16 protein-coding genes and 9 tRNA genes are annotated in these 20,851 nt (G+C 32.7%); 21 read left to right on the forward strand and 4 right to left on the reverse strand.

Going from position 1 to position 20,851, the window contains the following annotated elements:
- Positions 1 to 9 precede the first annotated feature (9 nt).
- From der to H3143_RS00745, 3 genes are read right to left on the reverse strand one after another with little or no spacing between them, the layout of a single operon-like run.
- Positions 10 to 1,380: a ribosome biogenesis GTPase Der gene (gene der / locus H3143_RS00735; RefSeq protein ID WP_182078936.1), complete on the reverse strand. Its 1,371-nt coding sequence runs from the start codon at positions 1,378 to 1,380 to the stop codon at positions 10 to 12.
- Positions 1,373 to 2,047 carry a (d)CMP kinase gene (gene cmk / locus H3143_RS00740; RefSeq protein WP_182078937.1) on the reverse strand — a complete coding sequence of 225 codons (675 nt, stop codon included), beginning with the start codon at positions 2,045 to 2,047 and terminating at the stop codon, positions 1,373 to 1,375. The genes der and cmk overlap by 8 nt, the downstream gene beginning before the upstream one ends.
- Before the next feature lie 2 nt (positions 2,048 to 2,049).
- Positions 2,050 to 2,691: a hypothetical protein gene (locus H3143_RS00745; protein WP_182078938.1), complete on the reverse strand. Its 642-nt coding sequence runs from the start codon at positions 2,689 to 2,691 to the stop codon at positions 2,050 to 2,052.
- 90 nt (positions 2,692 to 2,781) lie between these two features.
- Here H3143_RS00745 and H3143_RS00750 point away from each other — a divergent pair, with 90 nt between their 5' ends.
- The 10 genes from H3143_RS00750 to H3143_RS00795 all read left to right on the forward strand — a co-directional run bounded on the left by H3143_RS00750 (position 2,782) and on the right by H3143_RS00795 (position 4,433).
- Positions 2,782 to 3,333, forward strand: coding sequence for a DJ-1/PfpI family protein (locus H3143_RS00750; RefSeq protein WP_182078939.1), 552 nt, complete (start codon positions 2,782 to 2,784; stop codon positions 3,331 to 3,333).
- A gap of 49 nt (positions 3,334 to 3,382) precedes the next feature.
- Positions 3,383 to 3,456 (forward strand) — tRNA-Cys (locus H3143_RS00755).
- Between the two features lie 76 nt (positions 3,457 to 3,532).
- Positions 3,533 to 3,609: transfer RNA gene (locus H3143_RS00760), tRNA-Pro, on the forward strand.
- Between the two features lie 5 nt (positions 3,610 to 3,614).
- Positions 3,615 to 3,691 (forward strand) — tRNA-Met (locus H3143_RS00765).
- Positions 3,692 to 3,695: 4 nt separating this feature from the next.
- A tRNA-Ile gene (locus H3143_RS00770) sits at positions 3,696 to 3,771 on the forward strand.
- 84 nt (positions 3,772 to 3,855) lie between these two features.
- Positions 3,856 to 3,946, forward strand: a tRNA-Ser gene (locus H3143_RS00775).
- Between the two features lie 65 nt (positions 3,947 to 4,011).
- Positions 4,012 to 4,088, forward strand: a tRNA-Met gene (locus H3143_RS00780).
- A 1-nt stretch (position 4,089) separates the two neighbouring features.
- A tRNA-Asp gene (locus H3143_RS00785) sits at positions 4,090 to 4,163 on the forward strand.
- A 1-nt stretch (position 4,164) separates the two neighbouring features.
- Positions 4,165 to 4,240 (forward strand) — tRNA-Phe (locus tag H3143_RS00790).
- Positions 4,241 to 4,356: 116 nt separating this feature from the next.
- Positions 4,357 to 4,433, forward strand: a tRNA-Arg gene (locus tag H3143_RS00795).
- Between the two features lie 329 nt (positions 4,434 to 4,762).
- On the opposite strand, the gene H3143_RS00800 is transcribed toward H3143_RS00795, so the two are convergent.
- Positions 4,763 to 5,587 carry a DUF6856 family protein gene (locus H3143_RS00800; RefSeq protein ID WP_182078940.1) on the reverse strand — a complete coding sequence of 275 codons (825 nt, stop codon included), beginning with the start codon at positions 5,585 to 5,587 and terminating at the stop codon, positions 4,763 to 4,765.
- Positions 5,588 to 5,646: 59 nt separating this feature from the next.
- Here H3143_RS00800 and H3143_RS00805 point away from each other — a divergent pair, with 59 nt between their 5' ends.
- From H3143_RS00805 to H3143_RS00855, 11 genes are all read left to right on the forward strand, one after another.
- Entirely contained in the window at positions 5,647 to 6,567 is a 921-nt protein-coding gene (locus tag H3143_RS00805) for a tRNA (adenosine(37)-N6)-dimethylallyltransferase (protein WP_182078941.1), read from the forward strand.
- Positions 6,560 to 7,606 (forward strand): radical SAM family heme chaperone HemW, encoded by a 1,047-nt coding sequence (gene hemW, locus H3143_RS00810; protein ID WP_182078942.1) that lies wholly within the window; start codon positions 6,560 to 6,562, stop codon positions 7,604 to 7,606. Before H3143_RS00805 ends, hemW begins: the two co-directional genes overlap by 8 nt.
- Before the next feature lie 106 nt (positions 7,607 to 7,712).
- Positions 7,713 to 10,664 (forward strand): AAA family ATPase, encoded by a 2,952-nt coding sequence (locus H3143_RS00815; RefSeq protein WP_182078943.1) that lies wholly within the window; start codon positions 7,713 to 7,715, stop codon positions 10,662 to 10,664.
- The gene (ftsY, locus tag H3143_RS00820) at positions 10,664 to 11,710 is read left to right on the forward strand and encodes a signal recognition particle-docking protein FtsY (protein WP_182078944.1); all 1,047 of its coding nucleotides are present in this window, start codon (positions 10,664 to 10,666) and stop codon (positions 11,708 to 11,710) included. Before H3143_RS00815 ends, ftsY begins: the two co-directional genes overlap by 1 nt.
- The gene (locus H3143_RS00825) at positions 11,691 to 12,011 is read left to right on the forward strand and encodes a DNA-binding protein (RefSeq protein WP_228444801.1); all 321 of its coding nucleotides are present in this window, start codon (positions 11,691 to 11,693) and stop codon (positions 12,009 to 12,011) included. Before ftsY ends, H3143_RS00825 begins: the two co-directional genes overlap by 20 nt.
- A 57-nt stretch (positions 12,012 to 12,068) precedes the next feature.
- Positions 12,069 to 12,695 (forward strand): MPN555 family protein chaperone, encoded by a 627-nt coding sequence (locus tag H3143_RS00830; RefSeq protein WP_182078946.1) that lies wholly within the window; start codon positions 12,069 to 12,071, stop codon positions 12,693 to 12,695.
- A complete protein-coding gene (locus H3143_RS00835) occupies positions 12,695 to 12,979 on the forward strand; it encodes a DUF3217 domain-containing protein (RefSeq protein WP_182078947.1) in 285 nt (94 codons plus the stop codon). Before H3143_RS00830 ends, H3143_RS00835 begins: the two co-directional genes overlap by 1 nt.
- Before the next feature lie 51 nt (positions 12,980 to 13,030).
- Positions 13,031 to 14,713 (forward strand): threonine--tRNA ligase, encoded by a 1,683-nt coding sequence (gene thrS, locus H3143_RS00840; RefSeq protein ID WP_228444802.1) that lies wholly within the window; start codon positions 13,031 to 13,033, stop codon positions 14,711 to 14,713.
- Between the two features lie 11 nt (positions 14,714 to 14,724).
- Positions 14,725 to 15,549, forward strand: a complete 825-nt coding sequence (locus H3143_RS00845; RefSeq protein WP_182078949.1) for a hypothetical protein — start codon at positions 14,725 to 14,727, stop codon at positions 15,547 to 15,549.
- A 113-nt stretch (positions 15,550 to 15,662) separates the two neighbouring features.
- Positions 15,663 to 20,039, forward strand: coding sequence for a hypothetical protein (locus H3143_RS00850; RefSeq protein ID WP_182078950.1), 4,377 nt, complete (start codon positions 15,663 to 15,665; stop codon positions 20,037 to 20,039).
- Positions 20,039 to 20,848, forward strand: a complete 810-nt coding sequence (locus tag H3143_RS00855; protein ID WP_182078951.1) for a phosphotransferase — start codon at positions 20,039 to 20,041, stop codon at positions 20,846 to 20,848. The genes H3143_RS00850 and H3143_RS00855 overlap by 1 nt, the downstream gene beginning before the upstream one ends.
- Positions 20,849 to 20,851 lie beyond the last annotated feature (3 nt).

A 20,851-nucleotide genomic window follows, 5' to 3' on the forward strand; every position in this document is an offset into this window, starting at 1 on the left:
ATTTATTAGTTATTCAACATCATAACCAGTTTGTTTGAACTTGACATCCTTAGATAGTTTTCTGTTTCTTGCATTCTTGGATTTAAAGTATAGAGTGATTGGGACATAAGTTAGCCCAAATGCTTCTCGTATCTTATTTTCTAAATACCTGGCATATGAGAAGTGTAAATAATCAGGGTTGTTACAGAATAGTACGAATGTTGGAATCTGACCTTGGGCTTGGGTTGAATAGGTGATTGATAACCGGTTACCATTAAAGATCGGGGGTTGGTTGATCATCTGTGCTTTTTGGACAACATCATTTAATAATGATGTTGAGATCTTAATCTTAAGTTGAGATTGGATTAGTTTGATGGTTTGAAAGATCGTTTCGATTCTTAAGTTAGCCTTAGCACTAATAAAGATGATTGGCGATCAAGGTAAATATTTGAATTTGGAACGGATTTGTTTTTTGTACAGTTCCATCGTCTTATCATCTTTTTTAACCAGATCTCATTTGTTTACGACGATGATTGTGGGTAAGTTAGCTTCATAACACAATCCACCGATTACCTCATCTTGTTCAGATAGATCAACAGAACCGTCAAGCATGAGTAAAATCATTTTTGATCTTGAGATTGCTTGTTGAGTTCTTTGCACTGAGAATTTTTCAATTCTTGTGGCAATCTTACCTTTTCTTCTGATTCCAGCTGTATCAATTACTTTATAAAGTTCTTTGTTGTAACTAAAGGTAGCATCAATTGCATCACGAGTTGTTCCTGGAACATCTGAAACCAACACCCGTTCTTTTTTAAGTAGTTGGTTTAATAAACTTGATTTACCAACATTGGGTTTACCAATGATACAGAATGTTTCTACTAATTCAATATCTTTTTTGTTAGCAAACTGATCTTTCAGTCTGATGATCTCATCTAGTAGATCACCAATTCCGATTGCGTGTTCAGCTGAGATGATCATTGGTTTACCAAACCCTAAACTAAAATAGCTACTTAGATTTAATTCGTTCTTATTTTGATTTTCAATCTTATTAAGAACAAAAAGAATTTTTTTGTTCTTATGTTTCTTTAGTAGTTTTGCAGCATAATGATCATCGGCGTTGATACCTTCTTTATATGAACAGACAAATAAGATGATATCAGCTTCATCAATTGCGAATTGAACTTGTTGTTCAATTGCACGTTGAAAAACGTTACTGTCTGTACTTAATCCACCAGTATCAATGATTTGAAATCTTTTAGTTAATCATTCAACATCACCAAAAATACGATCACGGGTGATCCCTGGGGTATCATCAACGATCGCTATTCTGTTTTTAATCAAACGATTAAAAAGCGTTGATTTTCCTACGTTTGGTTTACCAACAATTGCAACCTTAAGCATGATTATCTCCTAGTTTTTGTTGGTATAAACCTACGATTTTATCAACTACTTGTTCAATTGATAATGAATCTGAATCAATTACGATTGCATCTTCTACGATCATAAGTGGTGCTAATTTACGATTAGTGTCATTATCATCTCGAAGCTTGATTTCATTAGTAAATTGTTCTATAGTAGGTTCGTTTAATTCCAAATTTAATTGTTTGATTCTTCTAATCGCTCTTTCACGAGCTGATGCTGTTAAAAACACCTTTAAAATCGCATTAGGTAAAACCACACTAGTAACATCTCTACCGTCCATTACTACTGGGTTTTTGGCTGCATAATCTTGTTGTAAATTTAAGGCTAATTGTCTAATCTTAGCATCTTGAGCTATATCACTTGCACCTTTTGAGATTACTGGTTCATTAAGTAAATCCGAGATATTTTGCTTATTAATCACAACCTGATCGCCATTAAAAAGGTGTTCGTAATTCTTAAAATTGCTAACCAATTGATCAATTGATCAATCGTTTTGCTTAATCAAATAATAAAAAGTTCGGTACATCTTACCAGTAGATAAATAATCAAAACCAAGACGTTCAGCTACTAGTTTTGCTACGGTTGATTTACCACTACCAGCTGGTCCATCAATTGCGATCTGTTGATTATTAATTTCTTTGGTCATGATTATGCAATTTTATATATCCCTATGATGATAAATAAAAAAATTATACTGATCGAGATCAAACTGATTAAAGAGATTAACAAAATCTTAAACTGTTTAGCTTTATTACGGTTGACACTAACCTTGATTTTTTCAACTGGTTTGAAAAAATCGGGATCATTAATCTTTTCTTTGGCTAATTCAATGATCTTTTTAAGTTTATCTAGATCATTGTGAGAGTTATTAACAAAGTTACTAGATAATGTTTTGATATTTTCGAAATTTTCTTCAATCCTATTTATATCAGCTAAGCCAGGATCGTTAAGAATCCAGCTTTTCTTTTCATTATTCGTAGTTAGATCATTAGAATAATCATTTAAGAACCTAGCTTGATCAATGATGTTAATCAGATCATTTGAATCAAATGAACTAACTAAATCTTTTAGTTCATTGATGTGTTTTAAATTCGTATCTGAATAATTTACTTTTAAATCAAAAAGTTTGGGTTTATTAGGTTGATAATCGATTAAAATGTTCGAACTAATCTTATCTAGTTCGTGTTTATATTTAGTAATCGATTCATCTTCTTTATTAAAAATCTTATTTAATTGAGCTTGTTTCTTTTTAGTTTGTCGAACTATCTTATTTTGGGATAATCTGCTCATAATAAAAAAGTGTGTATTTTGCTACACGATGCCATTATTTTAAAATAAAATAATTACGAGAATATTAAATATAAAAGAAAGGATTAAACGTTGAAATTACTTGTATTAACTATTAAAGAATTTCAAGACATTGAATTAGTAAGTTTTGCTTCAATCTTAGTAGCTAGTGAAAAGTTTAGTAAGATTGACTATTACTCACCAGAAGGTAAGGATGAAGTTGTGGGACAATTTAATGTGGCTCACATTAAAACAATCAAATCATTTAATGTAAATGATTATGATGTAATCTATGTTCCTGGGGGAATGGGTGCAATTCATTTAAGAACTAATCAAAAAGGTCTTGAAGCTGTTGGTGAATTCGTTAAAGCTAACAAGTGAGTGATTGCAATCTGTGACTCACCAAACGCTTTAAGTGAAAACAAAGTACTAAACCCAGAAGATAAGTACATTTCTTGAAGTGATGGAACTAAGAATCATGAAAACCGTATCAAGGATTTCAGCGTTCAAATGAATCGTTCTAATAAATTAATTACTGGAAGATGTTCATTAACTACTTTAGAATTAGCATTCTACACACTAGAAGTACTGTTCTCTAAAGAGTTTAGTGAAGAGTTAAGAGCAAAACTTACAGGTGTTGCTTAATAATTAAATTAATTATTTAGAATTTTTTGGTATAATTTATAAGGTACTTGGTGCCTTAGTCAAGTGGTAAGGCTTGGAGCTGCAACCTCCACATCGTCAGTTCGATTCTGACAGGCACCTCCATGTGTGTCCGGGGTGGGAATTAACCTTTTGGTTCGACTCCAAAAACATACACCAACCTAATAAATTATATCGATCGCGGGAAGTAGCTTAGCTTGGTAGAGCACTTGGTTTGGGACCAAGGGGTCGCAGGTTCAAATCCTGTCTTCCCGACCAGTTATGGCTGGATACCTCAGTTGGTTAGAGGGCTCGGTTCATACCCGAGTTGTCGTGAGTTCGAGTCTCACTCCAGCCACCATGTTGGATCTATAGCTCAATGGTTAGAGCCCCCGACTCATAATCGGTTGGTTACAGGTTCGAGTCCTGTTAGATCCACCAGTAATATTTAGAATTTTTTAGTATAGTACTTATGTTTAAGATTATAAATAGCAAGTATTATTGCTAAATAAGTACTATATATAAGGATGCTTACCCAAGTGGCTGAAGGGTTCGGTCTTGAAAACCGAGAGTGGCTTAACGGTCAGCGGGGGTTCGAATCCCTCAGCATCCGCCATTAATAATTTAATAAACTAACAAATTTACACATTATAATCGTATATAATATAATGTGTAACACATCGCGGGATAGAGCAGCCCGGTAGCTCGTCAGGCTCATAATCTGAAGGTCGTTGGTTCAAATCCAGCTCCCGCAACCATGGTTCCTTGGTGTAGTGATAACATACCTCCCTGTCACGGAGGGGTTGCGGGTTTGATTCCCGTAGGAACCGCCATGGTCTTGTAGCTCAGTCGGTAGAGCAATGGTCTGAAGAACCATGTGTCGGCAGTTCGATTCTGCCCGAGACCACCATTATTATTTTCATTTTCAATTAGGTTGTTAAGAGTTTTAACAACCCTCACTTCTACAAATATAAAATTACGCAAGTTTGTGCGTAATTTTTATATGATGTTACAATTATATTCGATGTCGGCATAGCTCAACTGGATAGAGCATCAGTTTGCGGAACTGAAGGTTACAGGTTCAAGTCCTGTTGTCGACGCCATTAGTTTCTTTATAGTCTTATAACCCTTACGATGTTTCGTAAGGGTTTTTTTATTGTTTGTGGATGGGAATAAGGTGGTGTTTGTTTTTGTTAGTTATGCAAAATGTTAGTTCTATTTAGAGTTATATTGAGGAGATTTCATGCTACATGAAAGAATTAAAAAACGATAATTAATACTATCCAAATAAAAAAATATAGAAGACGATTTATTCTTTAGAAACTAACCCCTATCCTAATACAATAAAAAAAACATGAGATTGTTTATCCAATGTCATGTTTTTTTATTTATGTCAAATTGAACTTAAGATACTTTTATAAATATATAGTTATTAGTTTCTAGTATAGATACCAGCTAAGAATGTTGAAAAACTATCATCAATAGTTAAATCATGATTACTTGGTTTGCTGTTGTCAATAGTAGCTGATTTTAAGCTTAAAGATTGTCTAACACTACTTGCAGTAGTAGGTGTTGCTGCTGGAGTCATAGCACTACTAGAAGCACCAGAACCCATATAGAAGTGAGGAGTTATCTTACCAGTACCATCATTGCTAAAAGCAATGTTCATTATTTTAGTTGTACCATTTGAACGATTTAATCAACTGCTAGTTTCAGTTGGGTATGTTTTAAGAATGAAATCAACGATAGCTCGATAATCAACAGCTGATTTATCATTTCTAGCAAAACCACTACCGCTTGTAGCTCTTGAGAATGGGTTTAATTGATCTGAAGGTGCTCTTTGGTTATCAAACAGGTCTCAATATAATAAGAAAAGAACTCCTGTAGGGTAATTAGGGTTAGTTCTGTCGTTTTGTCATCTTTGGATCGCTCTTGCATAAGGACCGCTTCATTCAACACCACTACTTAAATCACCACCATTGATAAAGTAGTTTTGTTCTGAATCGGTGTTTGTTAATACAGTAAGCACGTAATTTCCGTTATTAATTAAATTAGTGCCATAAATAGCAGTTTGAATTGGACTTAACAATTCATCCTTAATCGTAGGATATGATGTTTTATCAGTAACATCAGCAGCTGTAATAACCTTGAATAACCCTGGATTAGTAATAACTGTACAACTTGTTAAAGCAAAACTAATACCAAAGCCTAGTGAAGCTAGACCGGTTAGTTTTGAAACAATTTTGCTTTTTTTCATATATATTTATTTAGTACACAGTCTATATTATATAAAAAGATAATAATAATGTCTTTGGGATGATTTATTCAAAACGATTAATTTTAGTAGTAGGTCCTACAGGTACTAAAAAATCATATTTAGCAAACATGTTGGCCAAGAAATTGAATGTGCCAATAATTTCTGCTGATGCTTATCAGGTTTATAAAGAGTTGAATGCTGGAGTGAATAAACCATCAGAACAAACATTATCAGAGATCGATTACCATTTAGTATCGAATATCTCGATATTTGATGATTGATCGATTGCACACTTTAATAAGAAAGCTAAAGAAATTTTAGAACATTCCCCTGATTGAACAATCGTATGTGGTGGTAGTCACCTATATATTAATAGTTTGATTAACGATTATCAATTAGAAAAAGAAGAGCTAGATGTAGAGCTATTTAATACATTAGATAAGTTAGATAATCTAGAAGTATTTAATCAGTTAAGTGAGTACGATTTAGAAGAAGCAAATAAGATCGGAAAAAACAATCGAAAAAGATTATTACGGGCTTTATATTTATTCAAAAAATACGGTAAAAAGAATAAAAATGATACTAAAAAGTTTGATTACATAGTTGTTAAATGTATGTCAGATAAAGATAAACTTTTTCCTTATTTAAGTAATCGTTTAGATGATATGATTAACGACTTAAATTGAACGAAAGAAATTGAGTATTTAGATAAGATAATCTCTAATAAGAAACTAGATAAAGAACTAATTGCAATGAAGGCATTAGGTTATAAAGAAGTATATGACGCCTGAAAGAATAACCAACCTATAGATAAAGAAGCGATCAACAAGAAACTAAAAAAACTAGTAAAACATCAATTAACATGAACTAGAAATAAGTTTAACGAAGGTATGAAAGAATTCAGCTTTAATTTCTTTGAAGATGATGCTAATAAAACTTGTGAGGAAATAATTCAATACGTAAAAAACAACAATGACTAAACACTTATACATCCACCTTCCCCTTTGTCAAAAGATTTGTACATTTTGTGATTTTAAACGTGAACTAATAGATCGTCACAATCCTAAAAAAGTTGTGCAAGATTTAGTTGATGAGATCGAAAGAAAACAATTTAATGATGAACAATTTTTAAGCATCTATTTAGGAGGCGGAACGCCTAACGTTTTTGATGACGAATTATTAGATTATTTCTTATCAAAAATTAAAAAATACGCGGCAAAAACGTGCGAATTCACTATTGAATGTAATCCAGATTTAGTAACCAAATCACAAGCACAAATCTTAAAGAAAAATTTAGTGAATCGAGCATCGGTTGGAATTCAGATTGTTAACAATAAAATTTTGAAATACCTTAACAGAACTCATGACATAAATCATTGTTATGAAGCGATCCAAAATTTATATGATGCAGGCATCACTAACATTAATATCGACTTAATGTATGCATTGCCTCATATGACAAAAGACGACGTTCTAGAGAATGTTAAGTTCATTAAAAAAACCAAACCTAATCATATCTCTTTTTATGGTTTGGATCTAAAACCTGGAGCTTATTTAACTAAAACACCTTATGAGATTGATTTAGATCAAGAAGCGATGCAATTAAGGGTAATGAAAGCTGAACTAAATAAGATCAACTACAAGCGTTATGAAGTAGCTAATTGATGCCGATTAAAGAAGTATCAATCAGTCCACAATAAAGCATATTGATTAACTAAAGATTATGCAGCGATTGGCTGAGGTGCTCATGGATTTGAAAACAAAGTTGAATACTATTACGATGGCTCAATTCAACAATGAGAAATCAAGAAAAACCCATTAACTGATGATCAATTTTATCAACGTGTTTTAATCATGGGTTTAAGACTAAAAGACGGTATTGATATTACTAAGGAACCATACAAAACTGCTTATGAAAAATACCAAGACAAATTGAAGTTTGTAACGATCAAAAACAACCATTTAAGAGCAGATAACATCGATCTTTTAAACAACTCAATCATCGATATTTTGGAATAAATATTAGTAATAATACTAATAAAAAGAAAGCAAATTTTTGGTGCTTTATTTTCTATATAATCTTTATACTTACAAACTATGTAAGAATTGAAAAAGGTTATATGATATGTTATTTCTAAAAAAATTTCATGCCCAAGGGTTCAAATCTTATGCTGATAACATTAGTTTCACATTCGATGAACATGTAACAGGAATTGTTGGTCCTAATGGGTCTGGTAAATCAAACGTTGTTGATGCCTTGAAGTGAGTTCTTGGCGAACGTTCGATGAAGAACCTAAGAGGTAAAACCAGTGATGACGTTATCTTTTTTGGGTCACAAGCAAAACCAGCATCTAAGTTTGCTGAAGTAAGCTTAACGTTTGATAACTCTCAAGGTTACTTACACGATAAACGTAAAGAGATCACGGTTACCAGAAGAGTGTATCGTGGTAGCGGGGTATCTGAATACTTAATTAATAATGAACCATCATCACTTAAAGAGATTAATGATATCTTTCTAGATTCTGGTTTAACTAAAGGTTCGTTATGTATCATTTCACAAAACACCGTATCTAGTTTTATTGAAGCTAAACCAGAAGATCGAAGACAGATCTTTGAAGACGCTGCTGGGATTGGAAGATATGCCAAGAAAAAACAAGATGCAATTAGACAGATCGCAAGAACCAACGATAATTTAAAAGAAATAACAACAATCGTTAACGAATTAAATCGTGATCTTAAGAAGTTAAGTCAACAAGCTGAAAAAGCTAAGTTGTATGCTGAAACAAAAGAAAAACTTAAAGATCTTGAAATAACCCTATCAGTTAATGAATACTTAATCTCACAAAAAGAGATTCAAGCATTATCTGAACAGATTGCTGAAATCGACGAACGTTTATTAAAAAACGATCCTCAATTGCAGATCAATCAAGAAAAGTTAGAAGCATTTAAAAAACGCTATAACAGTGCTGATCAAAATGTTCAAAAAATTCAGGACGAATTACAAAAAATCTACGATGAAATCGTTCTATTAGAAAAACGTAATGTCTTTAATGATTTGCAACTAAAATCAGATTTAGATTCTAATGATAAGAATAAAAAGATTAATGCGTTAGAACAACTATTAAAATCATCTGAAGAACAATTAAAAAAATACTTTGATCTAATCACAACTTGAGAAGAAGAATTAAAAGAAAAAGACGTTGATAAAACTGATTTAGCTAATGAACTAGAAAACCTAAAAAAATCATTAGCATCTTATCAAGTTAAACGTTATGAAGCTAACTTGCAAGTTCAGTTTTATCAAAATCAAAAGATTAATCAGTTCGCACAAGATGCTGGTGTGCGTACGGTATTAAATAATAAAGATGCGATTGGTGGAGTTCATGGTGTTGTTCAAGACTTTATTCAAGTTGAACCTCAATTTGAAGTGGCGATCTCAACTGCTTTAAATAAAGCTGCTAAAAACATTATTGTTGATTCAAACCAAGACGCAATTAATGCTGTTAATTTCTTAAAAGCTAATAAAGCAGGAAGAGCAACCTTCTTACCACTAGCTAACTTAAAAGATCGTGATGTTAAAGCAGAACACTTAGAAGTATTAGAACAAGTTGAAGGTTATTTAGGGATTGCTGCAAACTTAGTTAACTATCACGATCAATACGATCCAGCTATCCGTGCTTTATTAGGTCAGATCATTATTGCTAGTGATCTTGAAGCTGCTACTAAAATCTCTAAATTCACATACCAACTTTATCGGGTAATCTCACTAGGTGGAGATATCGTTAATGCTGGTGGGGCAATCACTGGTGGTGCTGAATCAAAGCAAACTCACAGTTTATTTAATCTTGATGAAAAGATTGATACACTTAAAAACGAACTATTAGTTGCTGAAAAAAACATTAATGAACTTAATAAAAAACTAGAGTTCTTAAATGCAGATTATCTAAAAAAAGATAAAGAATACAACGAACAAAAGATCGCAGTTCAACGTTATCAAGATCTAATTGTGATCGAACAAAAGAAACTTGATGATTACAAGATCCAATACGAACAATTAACTGACAAAACCTTTGATGGTAAAGATGTTAAGTGAGATGATAAAAAGATCAAAGATAAACTGTTTGATCTAGAAACTAAAAAAGCTACTTTAGTACAAGATCTAAAGATCAATCAAGAAGCTAAAGATATGTATCAAAAACAAGTTAACCAACTTGAAAAAGATGTAACTGTTTTCTATAAAGAGATCGATGAAGATAAAAATGATAAACTAAAAAGAAGAGAACAACTAACTAAACACGAAAACATTATCTATTTAGCTAAATCTAAGATTAATGAAGCTTATAATATGGCGATTGAGTTTGCGATTGAAAACTACAATAAGCCATTGCCAATCTCTTTATCTCAAGCACGTAATGAAGTCGTTAAGCTTCAAAGCACCCTAAATAATTTAGGGGCAATTAATATGGAAGCAATCCAAGAGCTTGATATCAAAAAAGAACGATATGAAAAACTTTATGGTCAACAACAAGAATTAATTAATGCTCGTGAACGCATTAATGAAGCAATCGTTCGATTAGATGAAAAAGCAATCTATGAATTTGATCAATTAATTAATAACCTTAACCAAGAATTACCTAAAACATTCTATTACCTATTTGGTGGTGGTAATTGTGAGATTAGATATTCTAATCCTGAAGAAAAACTAACCAGTGGGATTGAAGTGTTTGCTTCACCTCCTGGGAAGAATATTGGTAACTTAAATTTACTATCAGGTGGTGAAAAAGCTTTAGTTGCACTATCAGTTTTATTTAGTATTCTTAAAGTATCTTCATTCCCACTGGTTGTTTTAGATGAAGCAGAGAGTGCACTAGATTTAGCTAACGTTGAACGTTTTGCTAATATCATTAAGAACTCTTCTAATCAAACCCAGTTCTTAATCATCACTCACCGTGAAGGAACAATGGTTAAATGTGATAAGTTGATTGGTGCAACGATGCAAACCAAAGGTGTTACTAAGATGTTATCAGTGTCGTTACACCAAGCTAAAGATATGGCTGAAGAAGTTGAGAGTGAATAATGAGCTTTATTAAAAGATTATTTAGTAAATTTAAGAAAAAGCCTGACACCGTTGAAGAGATCAAAAAGAAGAATCAAGAAAATTCTTTATTTGAATCAACCCAAGAAAAGTTTGATGATGGCTTAAAAAAGAGTTCAAACTCTTTTTCAGAGATCATCAACCAACTATCAACTAAATACGTAAATATTAACGAAGCATTTTATGAAGATCTGTTTGATGCATTTGTTCAATTAGATATTGGATATAATGCAACTAAAAAGATCGTTGATGCGATCGTTGAAGAGATCAAATACCAAAAAGTAGTTGATGCAACTCTAATCAAACAGATCATTATTGATAAACTGTTTGTTTATTACATTCAAGATAGTGAAGTAAATATTGATCTAAATTATCAAGATGATCGACAAAATGTCTTTTTAATTGTTGGGGTGAATGGAGTTGGTAAAACAACATCGATTGCTAAGTTAGCTAACTACTATAAAAAGCTTAATAAAAAAGTGTTGTTGATAGCAGCTGATACATTTAGAGCTGGAGCAATCCAACAACTAAATATCTGAGCAGAACGATTAGGTGTAGATATCTATAAAGATGAATCTAAGAAAGATCCTGCTGCAGTTATTTATGAAGGATTAAACTTTGCTAAACAACGTGAGTATGATTTAGTAATTTGTGACACTTCTGGAAGACTACAAAATAAAGTTAATCTAATGAATGAACTTAAAAAAATCAATAATGTGATTGAAAAGTTCATTGGTCGCAACGTTGATGAAACGTTGTTGGTACTAGATGCTACAACAGGTCAGTCTGGTCTAATCCAAGCTAAGGTCTTTCATGAAGTAAGTAAGATCACGGGAATCATCTTAAGTAAGATGGATTCATCTTCTAAAGGTGGAATCATTCTTGGAATCAAAGATCTATTTAATATCCCGGTTAAACTAATTGGCTTGGGTGAGCAATTAGACGATCTTGTCAGTTTTGATCTGCAAAAATACTTAATTTCATTAACAGCTAATCTAAATCTTGATTATGAAAAAACAAGCAATTAGTTTTGAAGAATGAAATCTGCTAAATGAACTGTTCTCTTACTATCACAAGTTGTTATCTGATAAGATCAAACTCTATTTAGAAGAGTTTTTAATTAACAACTTGTCATACAACGAGATTGCTACCAACTACCAGATCTCAAAATATGCTGCTTATGATCAGATCAAAAAAGGGATCGAACAATTAAAGAACTACGAACAGTTATTGTCACTAAATCAACTATCAAAACAAAGACTTAAGTTATATGATCAGATTCAAGATAGTGATCTAAAACAAGCATTACTAATTCTTGAACAAAAATAACTTATTTAAAAATATTAAAATTAATAGATTGAATAACAACATAAGGTAAATAAAGATATGTCATCAAAATTAAAATTAATTAAACCAATCGATTACGCTCATGAAGTAAAGATTACCCAATTCTTCATTGATCCAGCTATGATGGAACAACAACGTCAAAGAATTAAGGCTGCGTTACCTAAAGAAATGAACGACGAAACAATGATGCAATATGAATTGTTACAACTAAGTATTAAGGATAATGTGTTCTCAGCAATCATGAACTATTTGGCTGAACACTTTGAGTTTGAAATCGACCAAGAAGAAGTTAAAAAACTAGTTGAACAACTTAAATCTAGTGGACTTGGTGCTCAAAGAGAAGAGTTATTAGCTAATATGGCTGATAAGATTGTTAAGAAAGGTTTAATGTTTGATTACTTAGCAGAACAATGAAAAGTTAAAGTGTCTGATCAAGAAGTAAAAAACATGCTAGACATCTACTATGAGAAAACTAACCAATCAATCCATGATGTTTTAAATGATTCACAAAAATTTGAATCAGTACGTTCATCAATCTTTGAAGAAAAGATGGTATTAAAAACAATTAGTATGTTCTTAATCCGCTTTAATATGCAAAATCCTAATTATATGGATGATTCACAAGAAGAAAGCCAACCATCAGCTGAACAAAAGAGTGTTAATTAATGCTTAATACTGTTTTAATCGAAGGTTTAATAGATAGCTATAAGTGATCTAAGAATAAAACAGGTTTTTATGTAACAATTACACAAAAACGTAAATTTGGTAACCAAACCTATACTGATTATTATGTTATCTATGCTAATGATCAATTAGGTTTGGAACTAGAAAAATACGTACTTGAACACGAATATCTTGCCATCAAGGGTGTTTTGACAACTTATCAAGATAAGAAAACTAAAGTTTGAAAAACACAGATTCTAGCTGAGAAAATTTTAGTCAGAAAATAACAATATCAATATATGCTTAACTATTTTAATACTGCTTTACTAATGGTTCAAATGATCTTGAAAAAACAAGATCCTTTGATTAAGTTTGGTAATATGTCAGTTAATGATCAAGGGTTTTATCTTGATTACTTATCAGAGAGTTTAAATATTAACCCAGAAGACTTTAATAAGCTAATTAAGTCATTAGCTAAACTGTGTTCATCAGCTAAACCGATTGCTTTATCTAGTGTTGATCTTAAAAAAGCTAATGAACTATTAAGTGATCAACCTTATCTATTAGAACTAATTAATGAAGCTAATCAAGATACAGTTAACTTAGTAACTGTAGATAATCATCATTATTATCTACCATCAACTGAACTAGTTGATAATACTAAACTTGTTAAGGCGTTTAATTTCCAATCAGTAGGTGGAGCTTATTTTAAGGGTGATAAAGATAATGTTGTAATGGTAAGACTAAATGGTTTTGGGTTTGAAAACGACAAAGTGATGCAAGACTATTTGGAGATCATTGAAGAACAAAAGCAACGTGATCACCGTCGCATTAATAAGATCCTAGAATTATTTACCTTTAATCCGTTAGCGGGTGCTGGGATGCCGATCTGATTACCAAACGGTCAGATCGTGCGCCAGTTAATCGGGGATTATGTTCACAGCGTGCAAAAGAAATATGGTTTTATGGCAGTGAACACCCCGATTCTAGGTAATGTAGATCTTTATAAGAAATCTGGACATTACAATCACTATGCTAAAGATATGTTTCCCGAGATTGCTTTATTAGATGGGGACAAGATGATGTTAAGACCGATGACATGTCCACATCACTGTTTGGTATATCTAAATAAGCAACGCAATTATTATGATCTACCAATGCGTTTATCTGAAGACGCATTATTACACCGTTATGAAGCTAGTGGGGGATTAACGGGTCTTGAACGGGTAAGATCAATGATGTTATTGGATAATCACATTTTCTGTCGATTAGATCAGATTAAAGCTGAGATCTTAAATGCTTATCAAGTAATTAAAGAAGTGATTGGCACCTTTAATCTGAAGTTCCATCGCATTGATCTATCATTACATGATCCTAATGACAAGCAAGGATTTATTGATAATGAAGAGATGTGAGCTAGATCTGAGAACCAATTAGAAGATGCACTTAAAGATCTTGGTTTAGAATACACCAAGCAAGTTGGTGAAGCTGCTTTTTATGGTCCTAAGATTGACTTCCAAGTAAAAACAGCACTAAATAAGATTATTACGGTATCAACAATCCAATTGGATTTCTCATTACCTAGTGAAGAGAAGTTTGATATTAAATATAAAACTAAAGATAACACCTTTGAGCAAGGTGTGATTATCCACTTAGGGATTATTGGAACATACGAACGATTCGTAGCAACCCTATTAGAACAAACTAAGGGTGCACTTGATTTATGACTAGCTCCAAAACAAGCTGTGATCATTCCAGTTAATAACTCAGTTCATCTAGAAGGTTGTAACCAGTTACTTGATAAGCTGTTATCTCATGATCTAAGAGTAAGTGTTGATAGTCGTGATGAGCGACTAAATAAAAAGATCCGTGATCATCAAGTTAATAAGATTCCAGTGCAGATCATTGTCGGAGACAATGAATTAAAAAATCCAAACCTGATCACGTATCGATTATATGGAAAAGAAGATTCCAACCAACTAGAATTAACCAAGTTCATTGAGTTATTTAAAAAACCTTAATTAGTTATTCAATGGATCAAAACAAACTATTAATAATCGATGTTGACCAACATCTGGTGTATGATCAAGGTTATGATATTGATCAATTAACTAAAACCATCCAAGAATTAAAAGAACATTTTGAGATCTTAATTAGTTCATCTAGTTGGTTCGAAAACATTATCAATTTTAATAACCTAATTAAATTAGGACTAAATGACATTAGTTATTTAGCAGCTAACGGGGCTTGTTTAAGAAAAAAGAGTGATCAGAAATTCTATTATGAAGCATTCTTTAAAAAGAATGATTATGACTTAATAAATCATTTAGCTCTAATCAAACAATCGGGAATCTTAGTTAAGGGAGCAAGTGCTATTGATAGTTATGATAATGTATTAGCAACCTATATCTTAAACTACAACACGATCAAACAAGCAAGAATGCGTTGAAAAGATCAGATCGAATGAAACAACGATTATAAGAGTTTTGATCAAGAAATCCAAAAGATGTTAATTAACCAGATTTATCTGTTTAATATTAAAGAATGGATTAACTCCCCAGATTTTAACCAAACGATCTTAAAACACGACCGGTTTAGTTTTATCCAACTTAATCAAACTGATGGGCTATTTATTAATAAAGAGATTAATAAGTATTCAACAATTAAAAAGCACTTTCCCAATACCTTTTTAATCTACTTGTCCTTACATAACCAAATTGATCTAGCAACCAGTCAACAATTCAATTACTTAGTAGTGCCAAATAATGTTGATCAAAGTGTTTTACAAAGTGCACATTTTGTCTTTAAACCAAATGAACTAAATCTTTTAATAGACAACTTAAAATCGATAATTTAACAAGATTTTTATTATTTAATAATAAGTAAAACTCTTTAATCTCAATCCTTAAAAATAATTTAATATAAAGATATATTGAATTTAAAACTTGCGTTTAAATAAATGAGTGAGCAATGATAACCAATCCTAAAATATATAAAAAAATCCTTAGTAATCTAGCAAAGTTAAAAAAGAAAGCATTCACTAAATATGCTGCTTTTGATTTTAACTTTGCTTATGACAAGAGTGGTAAGGTCTATCTTGTTGGGATAGATAATGAAACCAATCAAACCTTTAATCTGATTAAACCAGTCTTTAAATTCTTAAATAAACCATTACCAGCTGAATTATATGGTTTAGATCAACAACCATTTTATTTTGTTAATAACCATCATTATATTGATGCACTAAACCGAGATACTGGTGAACAAGAACTATTAAGATATAACGCGATTGACCAATCATTAGTTAACGCTCAAACTAATGATGCTGTTGATCCGGCTTTTTATAGTGATTTAGAAGGTTATGATCTTGATTTAACTCAATATGGTGGTTCGTTATTAGATTTAGGTGATGAGATCATACCAGTTGAAGAACAACCAGTTGATGAAGAAGTGGTTGGTGAAGAACAACTAGGTGAAGAAGTTCCAGTTGAAGGACAAGAAGAGGTTGGTGGTGCAGCTGAACAAGCTCAAGGTGAACAACCAGTTGATCAAACTAACGTTGAACAAGTTGATCCAAATATGGAACAACAACAAGTTCAACAAGCTGATCCTAATGTAGATCAAGCGCAATATGACCAACAAGGGTATGATCAAGGATATGACCAACAGGGTTATGATCAACAACAATACGATCAACAAGGTTACGACCAACAAGCTTACGATCAACAACAAGCTTACGACCAACAAGGTTATACTGATCAAGCTACTGATTATGCTTATGATGATCAACAATACACTCAACAACAATCTGATTATGTTGATCAAAGTCAACAGTATTATGATGAAACTCAACAATATGACCAACAAGGTTATGATCAAGGATATGATCAACAACAATACGATAATACTCAACAAGTAGACCAACAGGGTTATGATCAACAGTATGATGATGCTCAACAATATGATCAAGGTTATGATCAACAATACACTGATCAAGCTTATGACCAACAAGGTTATGATCAAGTAGCTGATCAACAATACGATCAAGGATATGATCAACAACAATACGACGATCAACAACAATTTGATGATCAACAATTAGATCAACCAGTTCAAGAAGTTCAACCTACACAACAAGTAGAAGATGTTGTTGATACTGTTGCTAATGAACCTGTTGTAGAAGTTCAACCAGAAGAACAACCAGTTGAGGTTGCTAAACCTGAACCTACTAAACCAGCAGCTAAGCCAGCACCTGCAAAACCTGAACCTACTAAACCAGCACAAGCTAAACCAGGAGAAGCTAAGCAACCAAAACCTGGTAAGAAAACTGTTAAGTATGCAATTAAAAAACCAGATCCTAAACCAGAAGAAGTTAAGGATGAACCGGTTGTAGAAAATGCAGAAGTAATAACTCCAGTTGATCAAGTGGTTGATCAACCAGTTGAAGCTGCTAAAGTTGAAAAAGAAGAAGTTGTTGAAGCTACTAAGATTGAAAAAGAACAACCAGTTGAAGCTGTAGAAGCTCAAAAAGAAGAAGTTGTAGAAGTAGCTAAAGAAGAGAATGAAGAACCAGTAGAAGTTACTGAAACTCAAGAAGATCAACCTGCAGAAGTTGAAGCTAAGAAAGAAGAACCTACTGAAGCTGAAGCAGAAGAAGCTAACAAAGAAGAACCTTCTCCAGCAGTTGATGCTGATGATGAAATCAAATTAGCTGAACCACAACCTGTTAAGAAAAAAATCAACTTAGACGATCTACAACAAATTCCAGTTGAGATCAAATTACCTAAGTTTGATACTCCTAACTTAACTCAACCTACAGCTGCTTCTGAACAAAAAGTAGAACAAGTTGTTCAGTTTGAAGTGCAACCAGTTGATGTTGTGACACCTCAAGCACAAGAACCTGTACTTGATCAACCATTACCTGAGTTTAAGTTTGAAGAAGATCAAGAAGTTGTATTAGTTTCACCTGAATTAGATGATCGTTACGATCTAATTGAAGAAGAAGACGATGACTTCTTTGTAGATAAGTTCAAACTAGAAGACATCAAATTAAGTGATGTAGTAGTTAAACAAGAACCAATTAAAGCTGAACAACCTGTTCAACCAGCTCAACCTGCTCAAATTGTTCAACAACCAGTTCAACCAGTTCAACCAGCTCCACAACCTGCTCCACAGCAAGTAATAATTGAAGCTATCCCAGCTCCAGTTCAAGTTCAACCTCAAGTTGTTGCTCCACAACTAGAGATCTCTAAACTAGAAGAACTTGTTGAGATCAAAGAAGATACTTCACAATCATTACATAAATTAGAAACCCTGATTGATGAAAACAAAAAGATCATTGATCAATTCAAACAACTTAAAGAAGAAGCTAAAAAATCTAATAGTAATATCGACCTAGAAAAAGTTGGGAACCAATTAGTTGATTATTTAACTAATAAGTTAAATGAAAAAACACTAGATTCAAGTAAATCTCAACCAAGCTTAGCTGAACAAATTAAGTTAGAAGAAACTAACAAGAAGCTGGTTGAACAACTAGTTCATGAACAAGTAAAACAATTAGTTCATGAACAAATTAAAGATGTTGTTCCACAACAATCATTACAATCTAAGCGAGAAATAATTGAACAATTTATTGCTCACCAACCTAAAGAAGCTGCACCTAAACCATTCTTTGAAGAATCAGATGATCTATTAGCAACTTTATCTAATAAATCAAAACAACGATCTTCTGAAAATTTAGACTTCTTAGTTCAACAAGTAGTTGATGATGAAGAAGATGACTTACCACCACCTACTAGCTTTGAAAAACGTTCAAACCAAAACGTTCGTCAAAAACTAGATGAAATTAATCAAGTTGAAATTGAAGAAGCAGATGAACCTCAATTTGTTCGACCACAAAACTTAAGCCACCCTCAAGTTCCTAGCCATCAAGCTCAAGCACCAAGACAGCAAGTTCAACCTGAACAATTAAATCAACAACAGTTTGTTCAACAACAAACTGTAAACCAAGTAGAAACACCTACTCAACAAGTAGAAGCTACTACTCAAAGATTATTCTCTGAAGCTGATTTCCAAGTTCCTTCACAAAACTTAAACGAAGTTCAAACTCCGACTCAAAGATTGTTCTTAGAACCTGAAATCCAAGTTCAACCACAAGCTTTATATACAGCTGCTAGAGAACACGAGCAAGTTCCTCACAGACAATTACACCAGCAACAACCTACTACTAGAATTCAACCTGAACCACTACCAGGTCCTGCTAGAGTTGATTATCGTTCAACTAAGCAGATACAAGATCATTATCAAAACCAATACGATCAAAGAACTGAACAATATAACCAAAGAACAGTTGGTATTGGTTCACAAGATCCTTACTATGATCAAGGTTATGAACAACCTGGTTTATATCAAGATCAACAACAATATCCACAAGAGCAATATCTAGATCCAAGATTTGCTCAACAGCCTGATCCAAGATATCCACAACAAGTTGATCCAAGATTCCCTCAACCAGTTGATCCTAGATTCCCTGAACAAGCTCAATCTAGATTCTCACAACAAGGACTTGATCCAAGATTCCCACAAGAAATGGATCCAAGATTCCCTGAACAAGGATTCGAACCTGGATTTGAACAACCAATGGATCCAAGATTCCCACAACCTGTTGAGCCTAGATATCCTGAATCGCTAAATCCTAGATTTGAACAATCAATGGATCCAAGATTCCCGCAACAAGAACTTGAACCAAGATTTCCTCAACCAGCTGAACCTAGATATCATCAAGAAGCTTTCAGAGAGTTTGATCGTCAACTTTCAGCTAACCAAGAGTTTAACAACTACCCACCAAGCTTTGAACCTAGAAGGGATTATCAACCTTATCAACCAAGAAGATCTAGTTATGAAGTTCGTAAACCATTAGCTTACGAACTTAATAGACAACCTTCTACACCAAGATATCGACAGTTACCTAACCGCTATAATGAGTTTGAGCCTTCTAGAACACCAGCTTATCCAACTAATAGATCAACACTAAGACCTCAAAGTGACTTCTTAAGATTTAGAGAAGGTTATGGTTATGATTATGATCGACCATCAACTCAATACTACCGATCTAATTACGACACATATATTAGAGAAGTAAGAAGACCTACTAGATCACTAGGTATGATGGAAGCTGTTCCTTCACTAAGACCTAGACCACTACCTGCAAGAGCACTACCTCCAAGAGGACCAGCTAGAAGTGCTTATGGGGTTAGAAGGGTTTCTAGAATGCCTTCATTAGCTCCAAGGGGTTACAACCAACAACCAAGAGTTAGAAGAGTACCAGTATCAAGAGGCTACTGATAATGGATAAATCAAAAAATCACGCACTAGATTTTTTCATTAAGCATACTGATTATTCAGCTAATCAGGTGATTAGAATTGAACCGATTCATAATGGGTTCACTAATCAATCTTATTTAGTTGAAACTAATGATAAGAAAAAATATCAAGTCAGGTTTGCTTTAAATAATGAACTAGTTAGTCGAACTAATGAATATCAAGTAATCACCTTATTAAAAAATGACCTATTCATTTATTTTGATCAATCAACTGGTGATTGCATCAAAAAATGAATTGAAGGTCATGAAGTTGATTACTTTGATAAGACTAGGTTAGAAAATTTAGCTAAAGCAATTAAAAAAATTCATCAAACTGATCTAGGTAATAGTTCAATCTTACCGATTGACTATTACACTGGGATAGAAAATGCTAAATTAGCTACCAGACACAAAAAGCTTTATGTTTATCTAATTAATAAACATAAAGATCTAGAAAAACACTTAACCCATTCAGATCTGAATGCTCATAATATGTTGGTAGATGAACACAATCAGATCCACCTAATTGATTTTGAATGGTCAAGAATTAATAATGCTTATTTTGATCTAGCCAATATGGCTAGAGAATCATTAAACCTAGATCAAGCCTATTATTTAGTTGAGTGTTATGGCGGGCTTGATCTAGAGATCTTTAATGAGTTCTTAATTGTTAGTTGTATCTTTGCATTAATCTGAACTTATAATATGACTCCTACCGATAAGATCTTATCTTATCGTAAGAGTGTAGAAAAACGGTTAGATTATTATTTACAGTCTTTTGTAGTCAACTTATAAAGA

This window comes from Mycoplasma tullyi, assembly GCF_014068355.1.
In the GTDB taxonomy this organism is placed as follows: Bacteria; Bacillota_I; Bacilli_A; order Mycoplasmatales; family Mycoplasmoidaceae; genus Mycoplasmoides; species Mycoplasmoides tullyi.